17 protein-coding genes, 1 tRNA gene and 2 pseudogenes are annotated in these 18,143 nt (G+C 64.8%); 14 read left to right on the forward strand and 6 right to left on the reverse strand.

The window, feature by feature from the left end:
- Positions 1-8 precede the first annotated feature (8 nt).
- A complete protein-coding gene (locus LIW51_RS13200; protein WP_227374577.1) occupies positions 9-737 on the reverse strand; it encodes an SDR family oxidoreductase in 729 nt (242 codons plus the stop codon).
- 225 nt (positions 738-962) lie between these two features.
- Here LIW51_RS13200 and LIW51_RS13205 point away from each other — a divergent pair, with 225 nt between their 5' ends.
- Positions 963-1,235, forward strand: coding sequence for a hypothetical protein (locus LIW51_RS13205; protein ID WP_227374578.1), 273 nt, complete (start codon positions 963-965; stop codon positions 1,233-1,235).
- 389 nt (positions 1,236-1,624) lie between these two features.
- Here LIW51_RS13205 and carB read toward each other — a convergent pair whose 3' ends face one another.
- Positions 1,625-4,807 carry a carbamoyl-phosphate synthase large subunit gene (gene carB / locus LIW51_RS13210; protein WP_227374579.1) on the reverse strand — a complete coding sequence of 1,061 codons (3,183 nt, stop codon included), beginning with the start codon at positions 4,805-4,807 and terminating at the stop codon, positions 1,625-1,627.
- A 221-nt stretch (positions 4,808-5,028) separates the two neighbouring features.
- On the opposite strand from carB, the gene LIW51_RS13215 reads away from it, so the two are divergent.
- Together LIW51_RS13215 and LIW51_RS13220 are read left to right on the forward strand one after the other, a co-directional pair.
- Positions 5,029-5,580 (forward strand): FxsA family protein, encoded by a 552-nt coding sequence (locus tag LIW51_RS13215; RefSeq protein ID WP_227374580.1) that lies wholly within the window; start codon positions 5,029-5,031, stop codon positions 5,578-5,580.
- A gap of 35 nt (positions 5,581-5,615) precedes the next feature.
- Positions 5,616-5,689, forward strand: a tRNA-Ile gene (locus tag LIW51_RS13220).
- 193 nt (positions 5,690-5,882) lie between these two features.
- On the opposite strand, the gene LIW51_RS13225 is transcribed toward LIW51_RS13220, so the two are convergent.
- Complete coding sequence (locus LIW51_RS13225) at positions 5,883-6,146, reverse strand: hypothetical protein (protein WP_227374581.1); 264 nt, start codon at positions 6,144-6,146, stop codon at positions 5,883-5,885.
- 289 nt (positions 6,147-6,435) lie between these two features.
- Between LIW51_RS13225 and LIW51_RS13230 the strand changes: the two genes are divergently transcribed.
- Entirely contained in the window at positions 6,436-7,755 is a 1,320-nt protein-coding gene (locus LIW51_RS13230; RefSeq protein WP_227374582.1) for a cytochrome P450, read from the forward strand.
- On the opposite strand, the gene LIW51_RS40425 is transcribed toward LIW51_RS13230, so the two are convergent.
- Positions 7,752-7,922, reverse strand: coding sequence for a DUF8060 family membrane protein (locus tag LIW51_RS40425; protein WP_497007393.1), 171 nt, complete (start codon positions 7,920-7,922; stop codon positions 7,752-7,754). The two genes, LIW51_RS13230 and LIW51_RS40425, sit on opposite strands and share 4 nt — an antisense overlap.
- A gap of 3 nt (positions 7,923-7,925) precedes the next feature.
- Positions 7,926-8,338 (reverse strand): annotated as a pseudogene (locus LIW51_RS13235) (DUF7490 domain-containing protein).
- A 276-nt stretch (positions 8,339-8,614) separates the two neighbouring features.
- On the opposite strand from LIW51_RS13235, the gene LIW51_RS13240 reads away from it, so the two are divergent.
- From LIW51_RS13240 to LIW51_RS13260, 5 genes are all read left to right on the forward strand, one after another.
- Entirely contained in the window at positions 8,615-8,827 is a 213-nt protein-coding gene (locus tag LIW51_RS13240; protein WP_227374584.1) for a DUF7996 family protein, read from the forward strand.
- A 41-nt stretch (positions 8,828-8,868) separates the two neighbouring features.
- Entirely contained in the window at positions 8,869-9,129 is a 261-nt protein-coding gene (locus LIW51_RS13245) for a DUF8006 family protein (RefSeq protein ID WP_227374585.1), read from the forward strand.
- A 40-nt stretch (positions 9,130-9,169) separates the two neighbouring features.
- Positions 9,170-9,688 (forward strand): peptidylprolyl isomerase, encoded by a 519-nt coding sequence (locus LIW51_RS13250; RefSeq protein WP_227374586.1) that lies wholly within the window; start codon positions 9,170-9,172, stop codon positions 9,686-9,688.
- A 110-nt stretch (positions 9,689-9,798) separates the two neighbouring features.
- Entirely contained in the window at positions 9,799-11,433 is a 1,635-nt protein-coding gene (locus LIW51_RS13255; protein WP_227374587.1) for a DUF255 domain-containing protein, read from the forward strand.
- A 90-nt stretch (positions 11,434-11,523) separates the two neighbouring features.
- Positions 11,524-12,330 (forward strand): TrmB family transcriptional regulator, encoded by an 807-nt coding sequence (locus tag LIW51_RS13260; protein WP_227374588.1) that lies wholly within the window; start codon positions 11,524-11,526, stop codon positions 12,328-12,330.
- Positions 12,331-12,346: 16 nt separating this feature from the next.
- Here LIW51_RS13260 and LIW51_RS13265 read toward each other — a convergent pair whose 3' ends face one another.
- Complete coding sequence (locus tag LIW51_RS13265) at positions 12,347-12,958, reverse strand: MogA/MoaB family molybdenum cofactor biosynthesis protein (protein WP_227374589.1); 612 nt, start codon at positions 12,956-12,958, stop codon at positions 12,347-12,349.
- Between the two features lie 85 nt (positions 12,959-13,043).
- Between LIW51_RS13265 and LIW51_RS13270 the strand changes: the two genes are divergently transcribed.
- The 5 genes and pseudogenes from LIW51_RS13270 to LIW51_RS13290 all read left to right on the forward strand — a co-directional run bounded on the left by LIW51_RS13270 (position 13,044) and on the right by LIW51_RS13290 (position 17,995).
- Positions 13,044-14,084: a zinc-binding dehydrogenase gene (locus tag LIW51_RS13270; protein WP_227374590.1), complete on the forward strand. Its 1,041-nt coding sequence runs from the start codon at positions 13,044-13,046 to the stop codon at positions 14,082-14,084.
- Complete coding sequence (locus LIW51_RS13275) at positions 14,084-14,281, forward strand: DUF7977 family protein (protein WP_227374591.1); 198 nt, start codon at positions 14,084-14,086, stop codon at positions 14,279-14,281. The genes LIW51_RS13270 and LIW51_RS13275 overlap by 1 nt, the downstream gene beginning before the upstream one ends.
- Positions 14,282-14,327: 46 nt before the next feature.
- Entirely contained in the window at positions 14,328-15,053 is a 726-nt protein-coding gene (locus LIW51_RS13280; protein WP_227374592.1) for a helix-turn-helix domain-containing protein, read from the forward strand.
- Positions 15,054-15,144: 91 nt separating this feature from the next.
- Complete coding sequence (locus LIW51_RS13285; RefSeq protein ID WP_227374593.1) at positions 15,145-17,157, forward strand: S9 family peptidase; 2,013 nt, start codon at positions 15,145-15,147, stop codon at positions 17,155-17,157.
- A gap of 20 nt (positions 17,158-17,177) precedes the next feature.
- Positions 17,178-17,995: pseudogene (locus LIW51_RS13290) on the forward strand (M55 family metallopeptidase).
- Positions 17,996-18,143: the final 148 nt, after the last annotated feature.

Genomic DNA, 18,143 nt, shown 5'->3' on the forward strand with positions numbered 1-18,143 from the left:
CAGCGACCTTATTCTTCGATTTCTATCGCTTCCTCGCCCGGAACCCGCCAATCGATTTCGACCACTCCCCGAGCGGTTCCGCGCAAACCGTCCCGACTGACGACCTCGAAGGTTCGGTTTTCCGCCTCGGGCGTGAACGGAGCGGCGACCATCAGGCGAGCGACGTCGGCGCGCGGGACTCGGCCCGAGACGGTCGCACCGCCTTCGCCGACCAGCACGTCGCCGGTCGCGGGCGCGTTCGTCAGCATCCCAGGACGGAGGATGGTATGCGTCAACCCGGACGTTCGGAGCATCGCCTCGGCGTGATTCTTCGCGTTGAGGGTGCGCCAGATGGGCACGCGAAACGGTGCTGGCATCTTCTCGCGGGAGTCGCCGACGCCGATGGCGCTCTCGAAGACGAACCGTTCGACGTCGGCGGCGACCGCCGCGTTGACGAGGTTTTCGACGCCCGTCCCGTCCACGAAGTCGCCGCCGAGGACGACGCGCAATCCGGGTTTCGTCCCGACGGCACAGAGGACTGCGTCACAGTCGGCGACCGTTCGGGCGGCGTCGGCCGGGTCAAGGAGGTTGACGACGACCACCTCGTCCGCCCCGCGCGAGGACAGCTCACGCTCTTTCTCGGGCGACCGCGTCGTCGCCCTGACGCGGAGGTCGGTGTCGCGCAGTTGCGCCAGTATCTCCTTTCCCGTCCCGCCGCTCGCCCCCGCGACGAGAAGTCGGTCGATGTCGGTCGCCATGGGAGGCAACATCGCTCGGAGCGAGCAAAGTTCTCGCGGCCGGGGTCGTTCGGGGGAGCGACGAAAACGCTGGTAGCCAGTTTTGGGAGCGGCGACGGCGCGACGACCGCTTCCGCACCCTCGACGCGCGATAGCCCGGATGGTACGAGGCTCCAACACCCGCGAGCAGTTAGGTTTCGGTCTGTTACCCGTAACAAAAAAGAACCCGCACCTCACTCTTCGAACATGAGCAAATCAGTCGTCGGGAGCGAAAACAGCGTCACGTACACTGAGGTTCACGCCGGAGTTCTCGGTGCCGTCGTCGGCGTCCTCGCGGGCTACGCGAGCAGACACGGGTTTCAGAGCGTCTCCGTCGCGCTGGGCGTCGCCTTCGTCGCCATCGCGCTCGGAGTCAGCGTTCGCGGGGACGTACCGGTGGCACAGCGAACGCTCCGGCGCGAACCGTGGTACGCGCTTTCGGCGTTTCTTCTTGGGGGTGCTGTCGGGACACTAGTCTGATGGTGACGGTGGTGTCCTGGCTTTCTTACGCGCTAACTCTGGCAACTTAGTGATAGAGTCCCAGAAAGCCCTCGGACGTTACGCTCCAGCCCAGACGACGTTTCCGCGAGTGAACGAACGTGAGCGAGTGGGAAGTAGCGAGAACGCAGCGAGTTCGGCTCGGCGGGCGAGCACCGGGAGACGCACGTCTCCTGAACACACGGCGCAGAGCACCGTGAGCGCCCGAGGGGCTTTCGAGGATACGGTTACGTCGTTACTTCAAAAGTCACCGTACTGAGAGCGCCCGAGAACTTTCCGACAACACTCTTATTGAAACGGTCTCTTGCAGAAAGAACGCACGTACAACCGCCCGAAAATAGAGCCCTGACGGCCTTCATTCCGATTTCCCGCTATCCCCACTTCGCCTCGCGTTTCGGCCTATCGCCGACGGACTGCACGCACATCGGTTCGTCGCGCGCGGCGAGGGCTTCGACCGCCGCCTTCGCGCTCGCCGCGGTCGTGAAGTACGGCACCTCTTCTTCGACCGCCATCTCCAGCGCCTCGCGGTCGTCGGTGACGAGGAAGTCGACTTCACCCGCGCGAATCGCGTTGGCGGTGTCCTCGAACTCGGCGAGGTCGTAGTAGTCGCCGAACCCGTCGACCGGGAGCTCCACGACCGCGATTCCCTCGTCCGGAAGGTCGTTGTAGGCGGCGGCCTGCGCCTTCTCGTAGGCTTTGCCGAACGAGTCGGCGGTTCCCATCACCTCGCCCGTCGATTTCATCTCGGGGCCGAGGCGCGGGTCGGAACCCGGCAGGCGGTCGAAGGGGAGCACGACCTCCTTGACACTCGTCTGCTCGGGAATCTGCTCGCGGGCGTCGAGTTCGTCCAACGTGTGCCCGGCCATCACCTGCGCGGCGAGTTTGGCGATGGGGACGTCCGTCGCCTTCGAGACGAACGGAACCGTGCGCGAGGAACGAGGGTTCGCTTCGAGGACGTACACTTCGCTCGCGGTTTCACCGCTCGCATCCGAGGCGCTTTGCGCCTCGCTTTCCCCGTCACGCACCGCCAGTTGGACGTTCATCAGTCCGACCGTGTCGAGGGCGCGGGCGATGTCCTCGGTCACCTCGCGCACCCTCGCCAGCGTCTCGTCGGAGAGCGACCTGGGCGGGATCATGCAGGACGAATCGCCAGAGTGGACGCCCGCCGATTCGACGTGTTCCATCACGCCGCCGATGACGATGCGCTCGCCGTCCGAGACGGCGTCCACGTCCAACTCGATCGCGTCGGCGAGGAACTCGTCCACGAGGATGGGTTTGTCCGGCGAGACGCGCACGGCCTCCTCGATGTACTCTTTCAGTTCGTCGTCGTCGTACACGATGTCCATCGCGCGGCCACCGAGGACGTAGGAGGGACGCACGAGCACCGGGTAGCCGATGTCGTGCGCGAGTTCGAGGGCCTCCTCCTCGCTCGTCGCGCTTCCGCCGGTCGGCTGCGCGATGCCGAGGTCGTCCATCAAGCGGTTGAAGCGGTCGCGGTCTTCCGCGAGATCCATCGCGTCCACGGTCGTCCCGAGAACCTCGCAGTCGAGGCTGCGGCGCTCGATCTCCTCTTCGAGCGGGTGGCCGATGTCCACCGAGGTCTGACCGCCGAACTGCACCATCACGCCGTCGGCGCTCGTCGCCTCGATAACGTCCGCGACCTCCTCCGCGGTGATGGGTTCGAAGAAGAGACCGTCGGAAGTGTCGTAGTCGGTCGAGACGGTCTCGGGGTTGTTGTTCACGACGTGGGCTTCGATGCCCAGTTCGCGCAGGGCGCGCACCGCGTGCACCGAGCAGTAGTCGAATTCAACGCCCTGCCCGATTCGGATGGGGCCGCCGCCGACCACGACGACGCTCTCTACGTCGTGGTTCACTTGGAGTTCGTCGCGCCCCGAGAAGTTCGTCTCGCGGGCCGTGCGGGCGGAGTAGTAGTAGGGCGTCGAGGCAGCGAACTCGCCCGCGCAGGTGTCGACCTGCTTGAACGCGCGGTTCGGCGCGCTGGTTTCGACCGCACCCACCTCCGCGCCGGCCATCGCCGCGACCTCCCGATTCGTGAACCCTTTCTCGGCGGCGGGGGCGAAGTCACCCGTTTCGGCGGCCTCGACCGCGTCCGCGATGCGCTCGTAGCGCTCGACGTACCAGTCTTCGATGCCCGTCATGGCCGCAACCTGCTCGGCGGTGTAGCCCCGGTCGAACGCCTCGAACATGGCGTAGGGGCGGTCCGGCGTCGGTGTTTCGAGGAACTCGGTCTCGAGTTCCAAGTCGCTCACGTCGGCCCATTCCACGTCGGGGTCGTACTCCGAACTACGGAGGGCCTTCAGTAGGCTCTCTTCGAAGGTTCGGCCTATCGCCATCGCTTCGCCCGTCGATTTCATCGCGGTGCCGAGTTCGAACTCCACGTCGGAGAACTTGTCCTTGGGCCAGCGCGGCACCTTCGTCACCACGTAGTCGATGGCTGGTTCGAACGCGGCGGTCGTCTCGCCGGTGATCTCGTTCTCGATCTCGTGAAGGCGCTTGCCGAGCGCGACCTTGGCCGTGACGCGGGCGATGGGGTAGCCGGTCGCTTTCGACGCGAGCGCCGAGGAACGGGAGACGCGGGGGTTCACTTCCACCACGCGGTACTCGCCGCCGGGGGTGCCGTCATCGCGCCACGCGAACTGGATGTTACAGCCGCCCTGGATACCTAAATCGCGGATGACTTCGAGGGCGGCGTCGCGCATCTCCTGATGGCCGTCGTCGGGGATGACCTGCGAGGGCGTGACGACGGTCGACTCCCCGGTGTGGATGCCCATCGGGTCGAGGTTCTCCATGTTGCAGATGATGATACACGAGTCGTCGGCGTCGCGCATCACCTCGTACTCCAACTCGACCCATCCCGCGATGGACTCCGTGACGAGCACTTCGTGGTTCCGGGAGAGCCGCAGACCCTTGCGGACGCGGGCAACGAGTTCGTCCATCTCGTGGACGACGCCCGACCCCGACCCTCCGAGGGTGTAGGTCGTGCGGGCGATGACGGGCAGACCGCCGACCGCCTCGACGGCGTCTTCAACTCGGTCGCGGAGGGCGGCTTCGTCCAACTCGGCGACCGACTCGCCGTCGTCGAGGGTGATGGTCGTCGAGCGCGGCACGGGTTGCTCGAGGTCGCGCATCCGCTGTCGGAACAGGTCGCGATCTTCGGTGGCGTAGATGGTGTCGAGGGGCGTTCCCATGATTTCGACGCCGTACTCCTCCAGCACGCCCTCCTCGGACAGCTCCGCGGTGACGTTCAGTCCCGTCTGCCCTCCGAGTCCGGCGATGACCCCGTCTGGACGCTCCTTCCGGATTATCTCGGCGATGGCGTCGGTGGTGATGGGTTCGATGTACACCTCGTCGGCCATCTCCGGGTCGGTCATGATGGTCGCCGGATTGGAGTTGACGAGGACGACTCGCACCCCCTCCTCCTGTAGCGCGCGGCAGGCCTGTGCGCCGGAGTAGTCGAACTCCGCAGCTTGCCCGATCTGGATGGGACCGCTTCCGATGAGCAAAATCGTCCTGTCCTCGGCTTCCTCACTCATTGGTTATCGTGCCTAAGTTCGTACATCGTAATAAGCGCCACGAAAGATTACGAGGTGCGAAATCGGATTTCGAATTTCGGAAAGTCGCCAGGGAGGACGAAGGTGATAGTACGATATCACGATCGTAGGTTACCGACCGCGCTGACGAGGTTCGAGGTCGAGTTTCCCGTCGACCCGCTAGTAGGTAAAGCGTTTTACAGTCAGGCCCACTACGTCCGAACATGTGGAAACGGCTGCTGGTGCTGTTGCTGTTGGTTCCGTTGGCCGACGGGTTGTTTCTCGTCTTCGTGGCCGGGCAGATCGGCTGGCAACTCACGGTCGCGCTCGTCGTGCTGACCGCGCTCCTCGGGATGTTGCTCGTCCGCGCAGAGGGGCGACACACCCTCCGGAAGATCCAAACCGACCTCACGCACGGCGACATCCCCACCGACCGCATCATCGACGGCGGCTTCCTGCTCGTCGCGGGGGCGTTCCTGCTCACGCCCGGGCTGATAACCGACACGCTCGGATTCCTGCTCGCCTTCCCCGTAACGCGAGCCGTATTCCGGAAAGCCGCGAAGCGGTGGGTCATCACGCCCTACGTCGACAAGCAGACCGGCGGGCTCGCCTCGGGGAACGTCTACACGTTCGGGTTCCCCAACCCCGGCGATATTGGCGGCGGTAGTTCCGCCAGCCCCGGCGACTCCGGCGGAACCGGCGATACTTACAGGATGGATTCGGACGCCTACGACATCGACTTCGACGACGAAAGCGACGAGAAAGGAAACCCTTAAAACTCACAACGGGCAACGGGTAAATGCGCTCAATTGGGCCAATAGCTCAGTTAGGTTGAGCGCTCGGCTGATAACCGGGAGGTCCGCGGTTCAAATCCGCGTTGGCCCACCTATCGACGGGGGCCGAGGACAACTCCCCAGCCACCTAATCTTGTGATTCGTTACGCCTCCGAAGTGATGCTCTTCTTCTAGCGGATGTTATAAGTAGCTCGGATGCTCTCCGCTTCAGCGCCGAGAACGGCGAACAACGAAGTCGTCCTCACTGAGGAAGCGACGTTGGGTTCGCAACACGACCGCCGGTTTTACGCGTTGACGTTTTCGACGAAACCGTTCGCCGGTAGCAATCCGAACGCCGTCTCTCCATCGTGGACGTCGGTCGCCGTTTTCGAAGTCGCGTTGTGACAGTGCGGTACGTTCGAAACGCCGACTGTCGGTCTACCGTCCCGGTGAACTTCGGTGCTCTCTTTCGCATCGGTCACGGAGAGAATCGCTCCCGCACCACCTAACACCATCAACAGGACGAGAAGTATCGCCAGTATCCGTTTGTTCCGTAATTTATCGTTCATTGGTTCCCCACGTGTAACGTGGCAACAGCGCAACGGATATACGTCGGTGGCCACCTTAGAAGTGTCGTGTATTCTGAACTTTCTCGCGCCGTTTCGATCCATCCCCCTTCGGAGCGTTCGCCGCGGAGTTTTCGCAGCGATCGGATGAACGTGAGAGCCTCGGTACCATCGGAACGCGTTTTAGCAGTTCGTCGAGGGTGCGACAATGAAATTTCATCACCGAAAACATATGAAAGCGAGGTCACTCTCCGAGCGAGGGGTACTTACTTCGTGCGGTCTACTCTCACCCATGGCGAACCGCGTGCCATCGGGGCCGGAGGGAGTACCGTTTCTGGGTTCGAGCCTCCAGTACGCCGACGACCCGCTGGGGTTCATGGAGCGCGTCGCCCGCGAGTACGGCGACGTGGCGCGAATCGACGTGTACGGACAGGAGGTGTATCAGGTCACCGACCCAGAGGCGATTCGCCGCGTCCTCGTGACGAACGCCGTGAACTACCGCAAGCCGAGTCTGGGCGGCGACGAGGGACTGGGGGGACTGCTTGGCGACGGCCTTCTGACGAGCGACGGAGAACAATGGCAGCGCCAGCGTCGGGCGATGCAACCGTCGTTCTACGGCGACAAACTGAACGAGTACGCCAAGATCATCGTCCGCGACACTGAGGAGGTGGCCGACTCGTGGCGCGACGGCGAGCACGTCGATATCCACCGCGAGATGTCCGAACTCACGCTTCGAATCGTCGTCGAGAGCCTGCTGGGGGCGCGACTCGACGGGATGGAGCGCGTCACCCGCGAAGCCCTGCTCGACGTCGGCGAGCGATTCCGGCCCGGCCCGCAGGGGTTCGTCCCCGAGGAGGTGCCGACGCCTAGAAATCTACGCTACCGACGCTCGGTGGAGAAGCTGGAGCGAATCCTGCGCGACATCCGGCGACAGCGCGAACGTCGCGGAAGCGAGGACGACCTGCTGGGAACGCTCCTCCGACTGCGCGACGACGACGCGCTGGACGACGAGCAGGTTCGAAACGAGATGATGACGATGCTGCTGGCGGGCCACGACACCACCGCCCTGACGCTCACCTACTCGTGGTACTTCCTCTCGAAACACCCCGAGAAAGAACGCCGGTTCCACGACGAACTCGACTCGGCGCTCGACAGTTCCACGACGGTCGCCGACCTCGCGGAACTCGACTACCTCGAAGCGGTCGTGATGGAGTCGATGCGCCTCTATCCCCCGGCCTACGTCGTCTATCGACAAGCAGAGGAGAGCGACACGCTCGCGGGCTTTCACGTTCCCGCCGAGACGGTCGTCGCCACGCCGCAGTGGGTCGTCCACCACGACGACCGCTTCTTCGACGACCCGTGGGAGTTCCGTCCGGAGCGGTGGACGAACGAGTTTCGCCGCGAACTCCCCGACTTCGCCTACTTCCCGTTCGGCGGCGGGTCGCGCAAGTGCATCGGCGACGGGTTCGCCATGCGCGAGGCGAAACTCGTGCTGGCGATGCTCGGACGCCGGTTCGAGTTCGACCTTGTCTCGGACGCGCCGCTCGAACTCGTTCCGCTGGTTACCGTCCATCCGAAAAACCCGGTCGAGATGACCGTTCGAACACGTTAATCCAGCTTCCGGACGACGTAGGAGATGCCGATTCCGGTCGCCAGGAGGACGGCGAGGTTGAACGCCGCATTGAACAGCGGTCGGTACTGGTCGGCGACGAAGGTTCGAGTTGGCCTGTCGGCCCGTGAACACGACGCGAACGTTCTCCGACGGTGCGTCGTCCTGATTCGTCAGATCGTCGAAACGTCGAGCGTCGTCCGGTTGTTCGTCACGTCGGCGATGGCGTACTCGATGGACGGGAACTCGCTCCCCTCGCCCTGCCAGTGGAAGGCGACGTCGGTTCGCGCGTAGGCCGGTCGGAGGGTGCCGACGCCGCGAACTTCCTTACCGCCCTCCGCGACTCGTTCGCCGTCGCGGAAGACGATGGTCTCGATGCGGTAGCCGCCCCGTCGTTCGACGGAGACGTTCTGCGTGACGCTCGTCTCTTGCTCGCCTTCGATGGTCGGCATGCGCGTTTCGGTCGTCGTCTCGACCAACCCGGAGTCCAAGTGGACGGCCCGTACGAGCACCGTGACGTTGCTCGCGGGCCGCCTCGGTGAGCGAGTCGGGTGTCGACGGTCAATGTCGCGGTGCCGCCGGACACCTCGCCGGGCGAGATGGTCACCTCTTCGAGTCGGAGGTGACTGGCGCGGAAGTCGTCGGGTGACGACTCCGCGATCGCACCGGGAACCACGGCGGCGGCGAGCAGGGCCGCCGTCACGATGACGATGACACCGCCCGCCAGTACTTTCTCGCGACTCATGTTCGATTTGTGGAACGTTCGGACAAGTACTATGTAGTCTGATAGTTCGAAGGATCGTCGGCGGAAGCTGCGAGAGCGAACCGAGCGATTGACCCCGGTGGAGTGCGTAGCCGGAGTATGAGCACGCAGAACGCCGCCGGGAAGATTCGTTTCGGGTTGGCGCTGGCGCTCGGCGTCGTCGTCCCCGGGATGGCGAAGTACGTGTTGACCGAGATGGGATACGGTTCCGTCGGCACCGCCGTCTTCTACACGGGCTATCTCACGGCCGCCGTCCTCATCTGGTACATCTGGGTCAGACCGCTGGAACTGACGGGGTCGAGCGGGGCATAGCGGAAGTTTAAAGGAGAACTCACCCCGATTTCTAGGCAGGAATGTTCGAGTTCGTCCCTCTCCCACTCATCGACGACTTCCTCATCAAATACAACGTGGGACACGCGGTCTTCGTCCTGTTCGTGCTCTCACTGCTGGGCGCGATTCCGTTGAAATCTCGGAAGGTGCTGTCGCTGAACGCCATCATGTTCGGCGTTCTGTTCATGCTCGTCGTATCGATGGGTGCGCCACCCCACTTCGCCTATCTCGGCGTCGCGCTGCTGGTCATCGCACCGCTTCTGTACACGACCGCGAGCAGATAGGATAGAACCGCTTTTTTCCTTGGAGTCCGACGGTTCGGCTATGGCAGACGACCTGACGGCCACGCTTCACACGAATCACGGCGACATCGAGGTTCGACTGTTCGACGAGCGCGCACCCCGCACCGTCCAGAACTTCGTCGGACTGGCGACGGGCGACCGAGAGTGGACCGACCCGCAGTCGGGCGAGCGGAAGACGGACGAACCGCTCTACGACGACGTGCTCTTCCACCGCGTCATCGAGGGCTTCATGATCCAGGGCGGCGACCCAACCGGAACCGGCCGCGGCGGCCCCGGCTACCAGTTCGACGACGAGTTCCACCCCGAACTCACCCACGACAGCGAGGGCATCCTCTCGATGGCGAACTCCGGCCCGAACACCAACGGCTCGCAGTTCTTCATCACGCTCGACGCCACGCCGCACCTCGACAACAAACACTCCGTCTTCGGCGAAGTCATCGACGGCATGGACGTCGTTCGGGAGATTGGCTCCGTGGACACCAACCAGCAGGACAAACCGCTAAACGACGTGGTGCTGGAGTCCGTCGACGTTCGCGAGTAAGCGACGAGTCGGGAGTAGCGGAATTCTTCGTTTTATCACGACGGCCCAGAAATCCCACCTCGAACACGCGATTCCGAAACCACTTCCCCGTTCATCGCCAACCCCCGCGCATGGACGAGTTCGCGGAACGAACGAAGATCGAGTGGCGCGAGTGGGGTGAGGAAGCCTTCTCCGAGGCCCGGGACGCCGGAAAGCCCATCCTGCTCTCGCTCTCGGCGCGGTGGTGTTCGTGGTGTCACGAGATGGACGAGACGACCTACGCGGTGCCGACGCTGGCGGCGAACGTCAACGATTCGTTCGTTCCGGTGCGGGCGGATATCGACCGCCACCCTCGCGTTCGGGAGCGATACAACATGGGCGGCTTTCCGTCGACCGTCTTCCTCACGCCCGAGGGCGAACACCTGACCGGAGCGACGTTCCTTGACCCGGACACGATGCGACAGGTCGTCGGACAGGTGCGCGACCTCTGGACGCACAAGGGCAGGGACGCGGCGCAGGTGCCGCGAAACGTCCGCGACCAGAACCCGCCCGCCGACGAGGTGACCGAGGAGATAGAGCGCCTGCTGGTCGGGCAGGTCGAAGACCGGTTCGACCAGACGCACGGCGGGTGGGGCGACGACGCGAAGTTCCCCCTGCCCCGCACCGTCGAGTTCGCGCTGAAACGCGACCGGGAGCGCGCGCTGGCCACACTCTCGGCCGTCACCCAGAACCTCTTCGACGACTACGAGGGTGGCTTCTTCCGCTACGCCAGCACCCGCGACTGGCGCGACGTCCACCACGAGAAGATGCTCGACTCGAACGCCGCGCTCGTCCGCGCCTACGCGAACGCCTACCTCTACACGGGTGAGGACCGCTACCGCGACCCTGCTGAGAAAACGATAGAGTACCTGACGACGACGATCTGGCGGGACGATGCCTTCGGCGGGAGCCAGCAACCGGGCGAGGAATATTACGAGGGCGACGCGAGCAACCGCGAGAGCGAAGACGCACCCCCAGTCGACCCCACCGCCTTCGCGGACTGGAACGCGCTCGCCGCGGACGCCCTGCTCACGTTCGCCGCCTACACCGACGACGAACGCGCCCGCCGGTACGGGGAGCGCACCGTGGACTTTCTCGCGTCACTCGTCGAAGACGGCGGGGTCGTCCACTACCGCGACGGTGACGGGGCGGGTAGCGAACGCGGCTTACTCGTCGACCACGCCTACGTCACGCGGGCCTTCGTCACCGCCGCGCAGGTGCTCGGCGACGAGTACCTAGCCACCGCCAGAACCGTCGCCGACCACGCCATCGAGACGCTCCAGCGGAAGGACGGTGCGTTCGTGGACGGGCCGGCCGACGGGCCGGGACTGCTCGACCGACCGCTACGCCCTATCGACGGGAATGCCGCGCTCGCCGACGCGCTGGTCGACCTGTCCATCCTGACCGGGGCGTCGTCCTACGAGGAAACCGCGCGCGATGCCGTCGGTGCGTTCGCGGGTGCGGCGGACAGAATCGGCGTGCAGGTAGCCGGCTACGCCACCGCCGCGTCTCGACTCACTCGCCCACCGCTGCGAATCGCCGTCGCCGCGCCGCCGGGATCCGACCTCCACCGGGCCGCGCTTCGCGTCGCAGATCACGAGAAGGTCGTCGTTCCGAACGCGGACGAGTACGAACGCGGTACCGCCCGACTCGTCGCCGACGGCACCGTCTCCGACCCGGCGAGCACGCCCGCGGAGCTAAGCGAATTCGCCGAGATTTTCTTCTGACGATTGGGAATCTGATAAAATCAGACGCGTTTTTGCAACTACCGACAATGCACGTAGCGTTTTTATACAGTCGGCGTAATGTCAACAGACATGGCAAGTCTCCGCGACCTCGGTCTCTCCGAGTACGAGGCACGGGCGTATCGGGCGCTCTTGAACATCGGCCCAACGACGGCCAAAGACCTCTCGCGCGCGAGCGAGGTGCCGATGGGGCGGATCTACGACGTGCTCAACAGTTTGGAGACGCACAATCTCGTCAGGAGCCAGAGCGCGAGTCGCCCGAAGAAGTACATCGCCGTCGAGCCGGGAACCGCGCTCGACCGCCTGCTGGACGACAAGCTCGAAGAGCTGAATGCGAAAGCCGAGCAGTACGAGGACATCGTCGACGACCTGAGCACCGAACTCGACACCGCCGAACCGCCCATCGAAGAGGGGTTCTGGACGGCGGCGGTCGGGCCGGACGAGTCGCTCGAACTGCTGGTCGAACGCCTGGACGCCGCGGAAGAGCGCATCGTCATGGTCGCAGGGCGGGTGTCACCGACGTTCGACATCGGCAGCGTGGGCGAGACGGTGAGCAAACACCTCGAAGCGGCGCTCGACCGCGGCGTGGAAGTGTCGGTGCTCATGTCGCCGGAACTCGTCCGGACGCTCCCGCCGAGCGTCGGCGACCGCTACGCCACGACGCTCTCCGACCATCCGCAGTTTTCGGTGCGAACGACGCCGAACCTCGAAGGAACGTTCAACCTCATCGACGACGTGGAGGTGTGCATCGAGGTGGCGAACCCCCTTTCGCCCGGTGAGGCGTTTGCCCTCATCGACCTCAAAGATCCCGAGTTCGCCACGAACGTCAACGGTCAGTTCAGTTCGCGGTGGGAGACGGCGGAACCGCTCCGCCTCTGAGTTCGCCGAGTTCTCGCTAATCGCGTCCGCAGAGGCCGACGAGGTGGCTCGCTTCTCGGAGGAGGATGTCGCCCGTTCCGAGCCGAACCGCGTTTTCGCTTCCGGGGAGACAGAAGACGACGACGCCGTCGACGACGCCCGCTGTCGCGCGCGTCCCGACGACCCTCGTTCCGATCTCGTCGTAGGAGAGGGTGCGGAACAGTTCGCCGAATCCCGGTAGCTCCTTCTCAAGCAGCGGTCGCACCGCCTCGATGGTCACGTCGTCGGGGGTGACGCCCGTGCCGCCCGTCGTCACGACCACGTCCACGTCCTTTCGGCTGACGAGGTTGTCCACGGTCTTCTGGACGGTGTCGTAGTCGTCCGAGATGAGTTCCCGCGTCACCATGTTGTGCCCGTCGTCTTCGACCAGTTCGCCGATGGCGTCGCCCGCGGGGTCGTCGTCCAGCGAGCGCGAGGAGGAGACGGTGACGACGCCGAAACCGAGTTCGTCGACGTCGTGGGCGTGGTGATCCGGATGGTCGCGTTCGTCGGGGCGGTTGGAGTGGTCGTGCCGGTCGGAGCGGTCGTGCAAGCGGTGCTCGTCGTGCGAACAACGGTCGTCCCCGTCGTCGTGAGCGTGGCCGGTCATGGGTCAACCTTCGGGTTGCTCTCCCAAAAGTCCACGCGAACCCGAGGTGAACACAGTTTTACTCCCTCCCCCGCAACGAACTCGCATGCAAGCCGTCCAGTTCGAATCCCACGGCGGAACCGAGGTCATCGACTACGGAGAGTTCCCCGACCCGGAGCCTGACCGCGACGAGGTTCTGATCGACGTGAAGGCGGGCGCGCTGAACCACCTCGACGTGTGGACGCGGAGAGGGCTCCCCGGCCTCTCGCTCGACATGCCGCACGTCCCCGGTAGCGACGGGGCGGGCGAAGTGCTCGAAGTCGGCGAGGACGTGACGCGCTTCGAACCCGGCGACCGCGTCGCTCTCTCGGCGGGCGTCAGTTGCGGGAAGTGCGAGTTCTGCCGCCACGGCCAGCACTCGATGTGCGTGAACTACTACGTCATCGGCGAGCACGCGCCTGGAATCCACAGCGAACTCGCGGCGATGCCGGCGGACAACCTCCTCCCGGTTCCCGAGGATGTCTCGTGGGAGACCGCGGCGGCGGCCCCGCTGGTCTTCCAGACCGCGTGGCGGATGCTCCTCACGCGCGGCGACGTGACCCCCGGCGAGCATGTCCTCGTCCTCGGCGCGTCCGGGGGCGTCGGTCACGCCGCCGTCCAGATCGCCGACTACGCCGGAGCCACGGTGTACGCCACGGGAAGCAGCGAGGAGAAACTCGAACACGCTCGCGAACTCGAGGCCGACCACGTCATCGACTACGACGACGAGGATTTCGTCCAGCGGATTCGGGAACTGACGGGCAAGCGCGGCGTCGACGTCGTCGTCGACCACGTCGGCGCGGCGACGTGGCGGGAGTCCCTGAAGAGCCTCGCCAAGGGCGGCCGAGTGCTCACCTGCGGGGCGACGACGGGCGGAAATCCGGAGACGGACATCAACCGCATCTTCTGGAATCAGCTGTCGGTCATCGGTTCCACGATGGCGAGCCACGGCGAAGCGGACGACGCGATGGAACTGGTTTGGGACGGCACCTTCGAACCGGCCATCCGCGAGGTATTTCCCATGAGCGAGACGGCACGCGCACACGAGATGCTGGAGAACCGCGAGGGCTTCGGTAAGGTCGTCGTGAAACCCGACAGCGAGCTGTGATGACCGACGAGAGAGAGTTCGGTCGGAGCGGATGGCTTCTGGTCGGCGCGATGGTGCTGGCGTTCGTCGTCGCGCCGTTGCTCATCTACCTCCGACCGCCTGCACTTCCGTTCAAGTTCTCGTACCTCGTGCTCCCGCTCGTTCCGGCGCTCCTTCTCGGCGCGACGGCGGTGTGGTCGGCCCAGAAGAAAATGTAATCCAAATACTATACAAATTCTTTACTGTGCGGTCGCATCACGTACTATGAGCGTCATCCACGTCAGGGACCAACAGGAAGGGACGAGACACCGGCAGGTAGAACTCAAACTGAGGCATCCCGGCTGTTGGACGCTCGAAATGACCGACGAGTACGAAAAAACGCACATCATCGAGAAATCGCTGTACCCGACCGACGAGACGGTCAAGGGCGATTTCATCCTCGTTTCCGAAGGCGACCGCGATATCGAGGCGTTCGTCGAGGCCATCGACGCACACCGCGTCGTCGAGAGCACGGCTATCCTGAAAGACGGCGGCAACCGCGCCCGCGTCGTCGTCACCTACGACCGCTCGTCAAGCATCGTCCCCGAGATCGTAAACTCGGAGTTCATGCCCATCGAACCGGTTCACATCACCGGCGGATACGAGTACTGGACGGTGCTCGTGCGCTCCGACCGGCTCGAATCGGTGTTCACGGAACTGGAAGAGGAGTACGACGTGGAACTGGAGGCCATCCACGAGGTCGACCCCAACGACAACGTAGAGTTTGCCGACACCAGCGACAGGATATACGACTCACTGTCGGTTCGTCAGACCGAATGTCTCTTCGAGGCGCACGAGGCGGGCTACTACAACTGGCCCCGCGAGGTGGCCGCGAGCGACATCGCCGACGACCTCGGCATCAGCGGGCCGACCTTCCTCGAACACCTCCGAAAAGGCGAACAGAAGGTTCTCGACGCCTTCCTCACGAAACTCGCCAGACGAAATTACTGAACGGAGAGCGACCGGCCGCGGAAGACGGGTCGCCGGGCGAACGACTAGCCGCATTGCGAATCACTTTGAGGCTGTAATCGAATGTGACGGTATGTCACGCATCCCGACTCTTTCTGACGTGCTGGACGTGGAGTATCCCGGCCCGCCGTCGTGGTCGCCGAACGGCGATTTTCTCGCCGCGACGCTGTACGAGGACGACGGCAACGTCCTACTCGTCTTCGCTTTCGACACCCACCTCGACGTGACCGATGCCGACACGGACGCACGACCCCACACCGAACCGACGTGGCGATTCGCACCGGAGGAGGGCCACGTCAGCGAGTTCGCGTGGTCGACGACGACGGCCGAACTGCTCGTCGCCACCGACGCGGGCGACCTGTTGCTCGCCGACCCCGAAGCGCGAACGACCAGACGACTGCTCTCCGGCCTGGAGGACCGGGAAGCGTACACGTGGTCGAACGACGGAACTCGATTCGCGTTCTACCGCGACGGACGCCCCGTCGTCCGCGACGTGGCGACCGGCGACGAACGCGCGTACGACGTGCCGGAGCGCGGACCCTTCCTCGGCGAATCGCGGATGTTCGCGTGGGCCGACGATGACGCCCTCCTCGCGTACCGATTCGTCGACGACGACGCGACGCAGGTCGGTGTCGTCGACGTCGAGTCCGGCGAACTGGTGTGGCGCACGCGGAGCGAGATGGCGAGTCACAGCCCCACGTGGCTGGCCGACGGTCGCGTCGTCGTCGACCAGCGGGGAGAGGGTGGCGAAGTTCGGCGAATCGTCGCAGCCGACCCGGAGGAGGACGACGAAACTATCCTCGTTCGAGAGGTCGACCGCGAACGCGGCGTTGTCTCGCAGGGCGCTCCTGAGGTGTCGCCGGACGGAAGTCGCATCGCCCTCGCCCTCTCGCTCGACGGTTGGGAGCACGTCCACGTCGTCGACGCCGAAACCGGCGAGTGCACGCAACTGACCGAAGGGACGTTCGAGGACAAAGGCGTCGCCGACGCGACACCCCGATGGTCGGACGACGAGACGCTCGTCTTCTCCTCGAACCGCCGTGACCCCGGCCAGCGCCAGCTCTTTTCAGTCGCGCTCGACGGAGACGTCGCACCCCTCGTGGAAGCGCCGGGAACGAACGTCCACCCCCGACCGTCGCCCGACGGCGACCCGCTGGCGTACCTCCACGCCGACCGCGAACGGTCGCCGGAGCTCCGCGTCGACGCGGACGGCAATACTCGCCGACTCACGCTCTCGGCGGTCGAGGAGTGGGCTACCTCACCCGTCGAACCGGAGCGAATCGAGTTCGAGAGCACGGGACGGTGCATCGAGGGCTACCTGCTCGACCCGCGCGAGTCGGACACTATCGATGCGACCGCGTCCGACCTCCCCGCCGTCGTCTGCGTACACGGCGGACCAATGCGCCAGATGCGCGACGGCTGGCATCCATCGCGGTCGTACGGCCTCTTCTACACGTTCCACCAGTACCTCGCCACGAAGGGGTACGTCGCGCTGTTCGTCAACTATCGCGGCGGAATCGGCTACGGTCGGGAGTTCCGACAGGCCATCGCGGGCGCTCGAGGAAAAGACGAGATAGCGGACGTGGCGCAGGCGGGGGAGTATCTGAAAGACCTCGACTACGTCGACCGCGAATCGGTCGCCGTTTGGGGGCTTTCCTACGGCGGCTACGCCACGCTCCAAGTACTCGGCACGCACCTCGACGCGTTCTCGCTCGGCATCAATCTCGCGGGGCTCGCTGATCTCGAACTGTACCGAGACTGGGCCGAGGAAACGAAATACCCGCCCGCCGCCTCCGCGGAGGTGCTCCGGATGGGAGGCGAACCGTGGGAGGTGCCCGAGCGATGGGCCGAGGCGTCGCCCGTGACCCACATGGACGCCTACGAGGTTCCGCTGTACAACTTTCACGGAACCGGCGACCGATACGTCAACTTCGAGCAACTCGACCTCGTCGTCGAGACGCTCACCGACCTCGGTAAGGAGTTCGACGCCGACCACTACCCCGACGAGAACCACGTATTCTCGAAGCGAGCGACGTGGAAGCGAACCCTGCGGAAGGTAGAGCGGGCGCTGGAGGTGGAACGGTGAAGGTGTTCGTCTCCGCTGACATGGAGGGAATCACCGGCGTCGCCGACCCGCGCGACGTGGTGAAGGGAGAGGCCGACTACACCGCCGGACGGGAACTGATGGTCGGCGACGTGAACGCGGCCATCGAAGGCGCGCTCTCCGGCGGTCCGACGACGTGCTCGTCAACGACTCGCACTCCTCGATGACAAACCTCCCGCGCGACGCGCTCCACGAGTCGGCCCGCCTCATCCGCGGCGGCACGAAACCGCGGTCGATGATGCAGGGGCTTGCGGACGACCACGACCTCGCCGTCTTCGTCGGCTACCACGCGAGAGCCGGAACGCCGCGGGCCGTCCTGAACCATACGTTCTACCCCCACGAACTCGTCTCGCTTCGCGCGAACGACACCGAGGTCGGCGAACTCGGCTGGAACGCCGGACTCGCCGCGTCGCTGGGCGTTCCGGTCGGACTCGTCACGGGAGACGACGCGACGGCGGCGGAGGCTCGCGACGAACTTGGCGACGCGGAGACCGCCGTGGTCAAGGACGGCATCAACCAATTCACGGCGGACTGTCTTCCGCCCGAGGATTCCCGTGCTCGGATTCGAGGCGCGGCGGAGCGGGCGGTTCGTCGCGCCGCGAGCGAGGAGTTCGACCAGCCGGTGCCGGACGAACCGGTCGCTATCGAAGCCGATTGGGCGACGACGAATCAGGCCGCCCGCGCGGCGGAAACTCAGTCGGTCGAGCGCGTCGTTGGTCGAACGACCCGCGTCGAAGCCGATTCCTACGTCGCAGCCTTCGAGGCGTCGGTGGCGATGTTGCGCGCGGGTGGCGCGGGGCGAAACGAGTGGTACGGGTAGGCGGTGGCGGTCCGGAGTCGACGATTCGCGGTTCCGTACGGCCCCCTCGTCGTTCGTCGCTACGAACCGTCACGCCGATGAAACGCGCACCGCTATCGCCGTGAATCTCCGGCGGTTCGAACAGCATCGAGACGACAAGTTCGAGCAA

Source organism: Haladaptatus halobius, from assembly GCF_020618475.1.
In the GTDB taxonomy this organism is placed as follows: domain Archaea; phylum Halobacteriota; class Halobacteria; order Halobacteriales; family Haladaptataceae; genus Haladaptatus; species Haladaptatus halobius.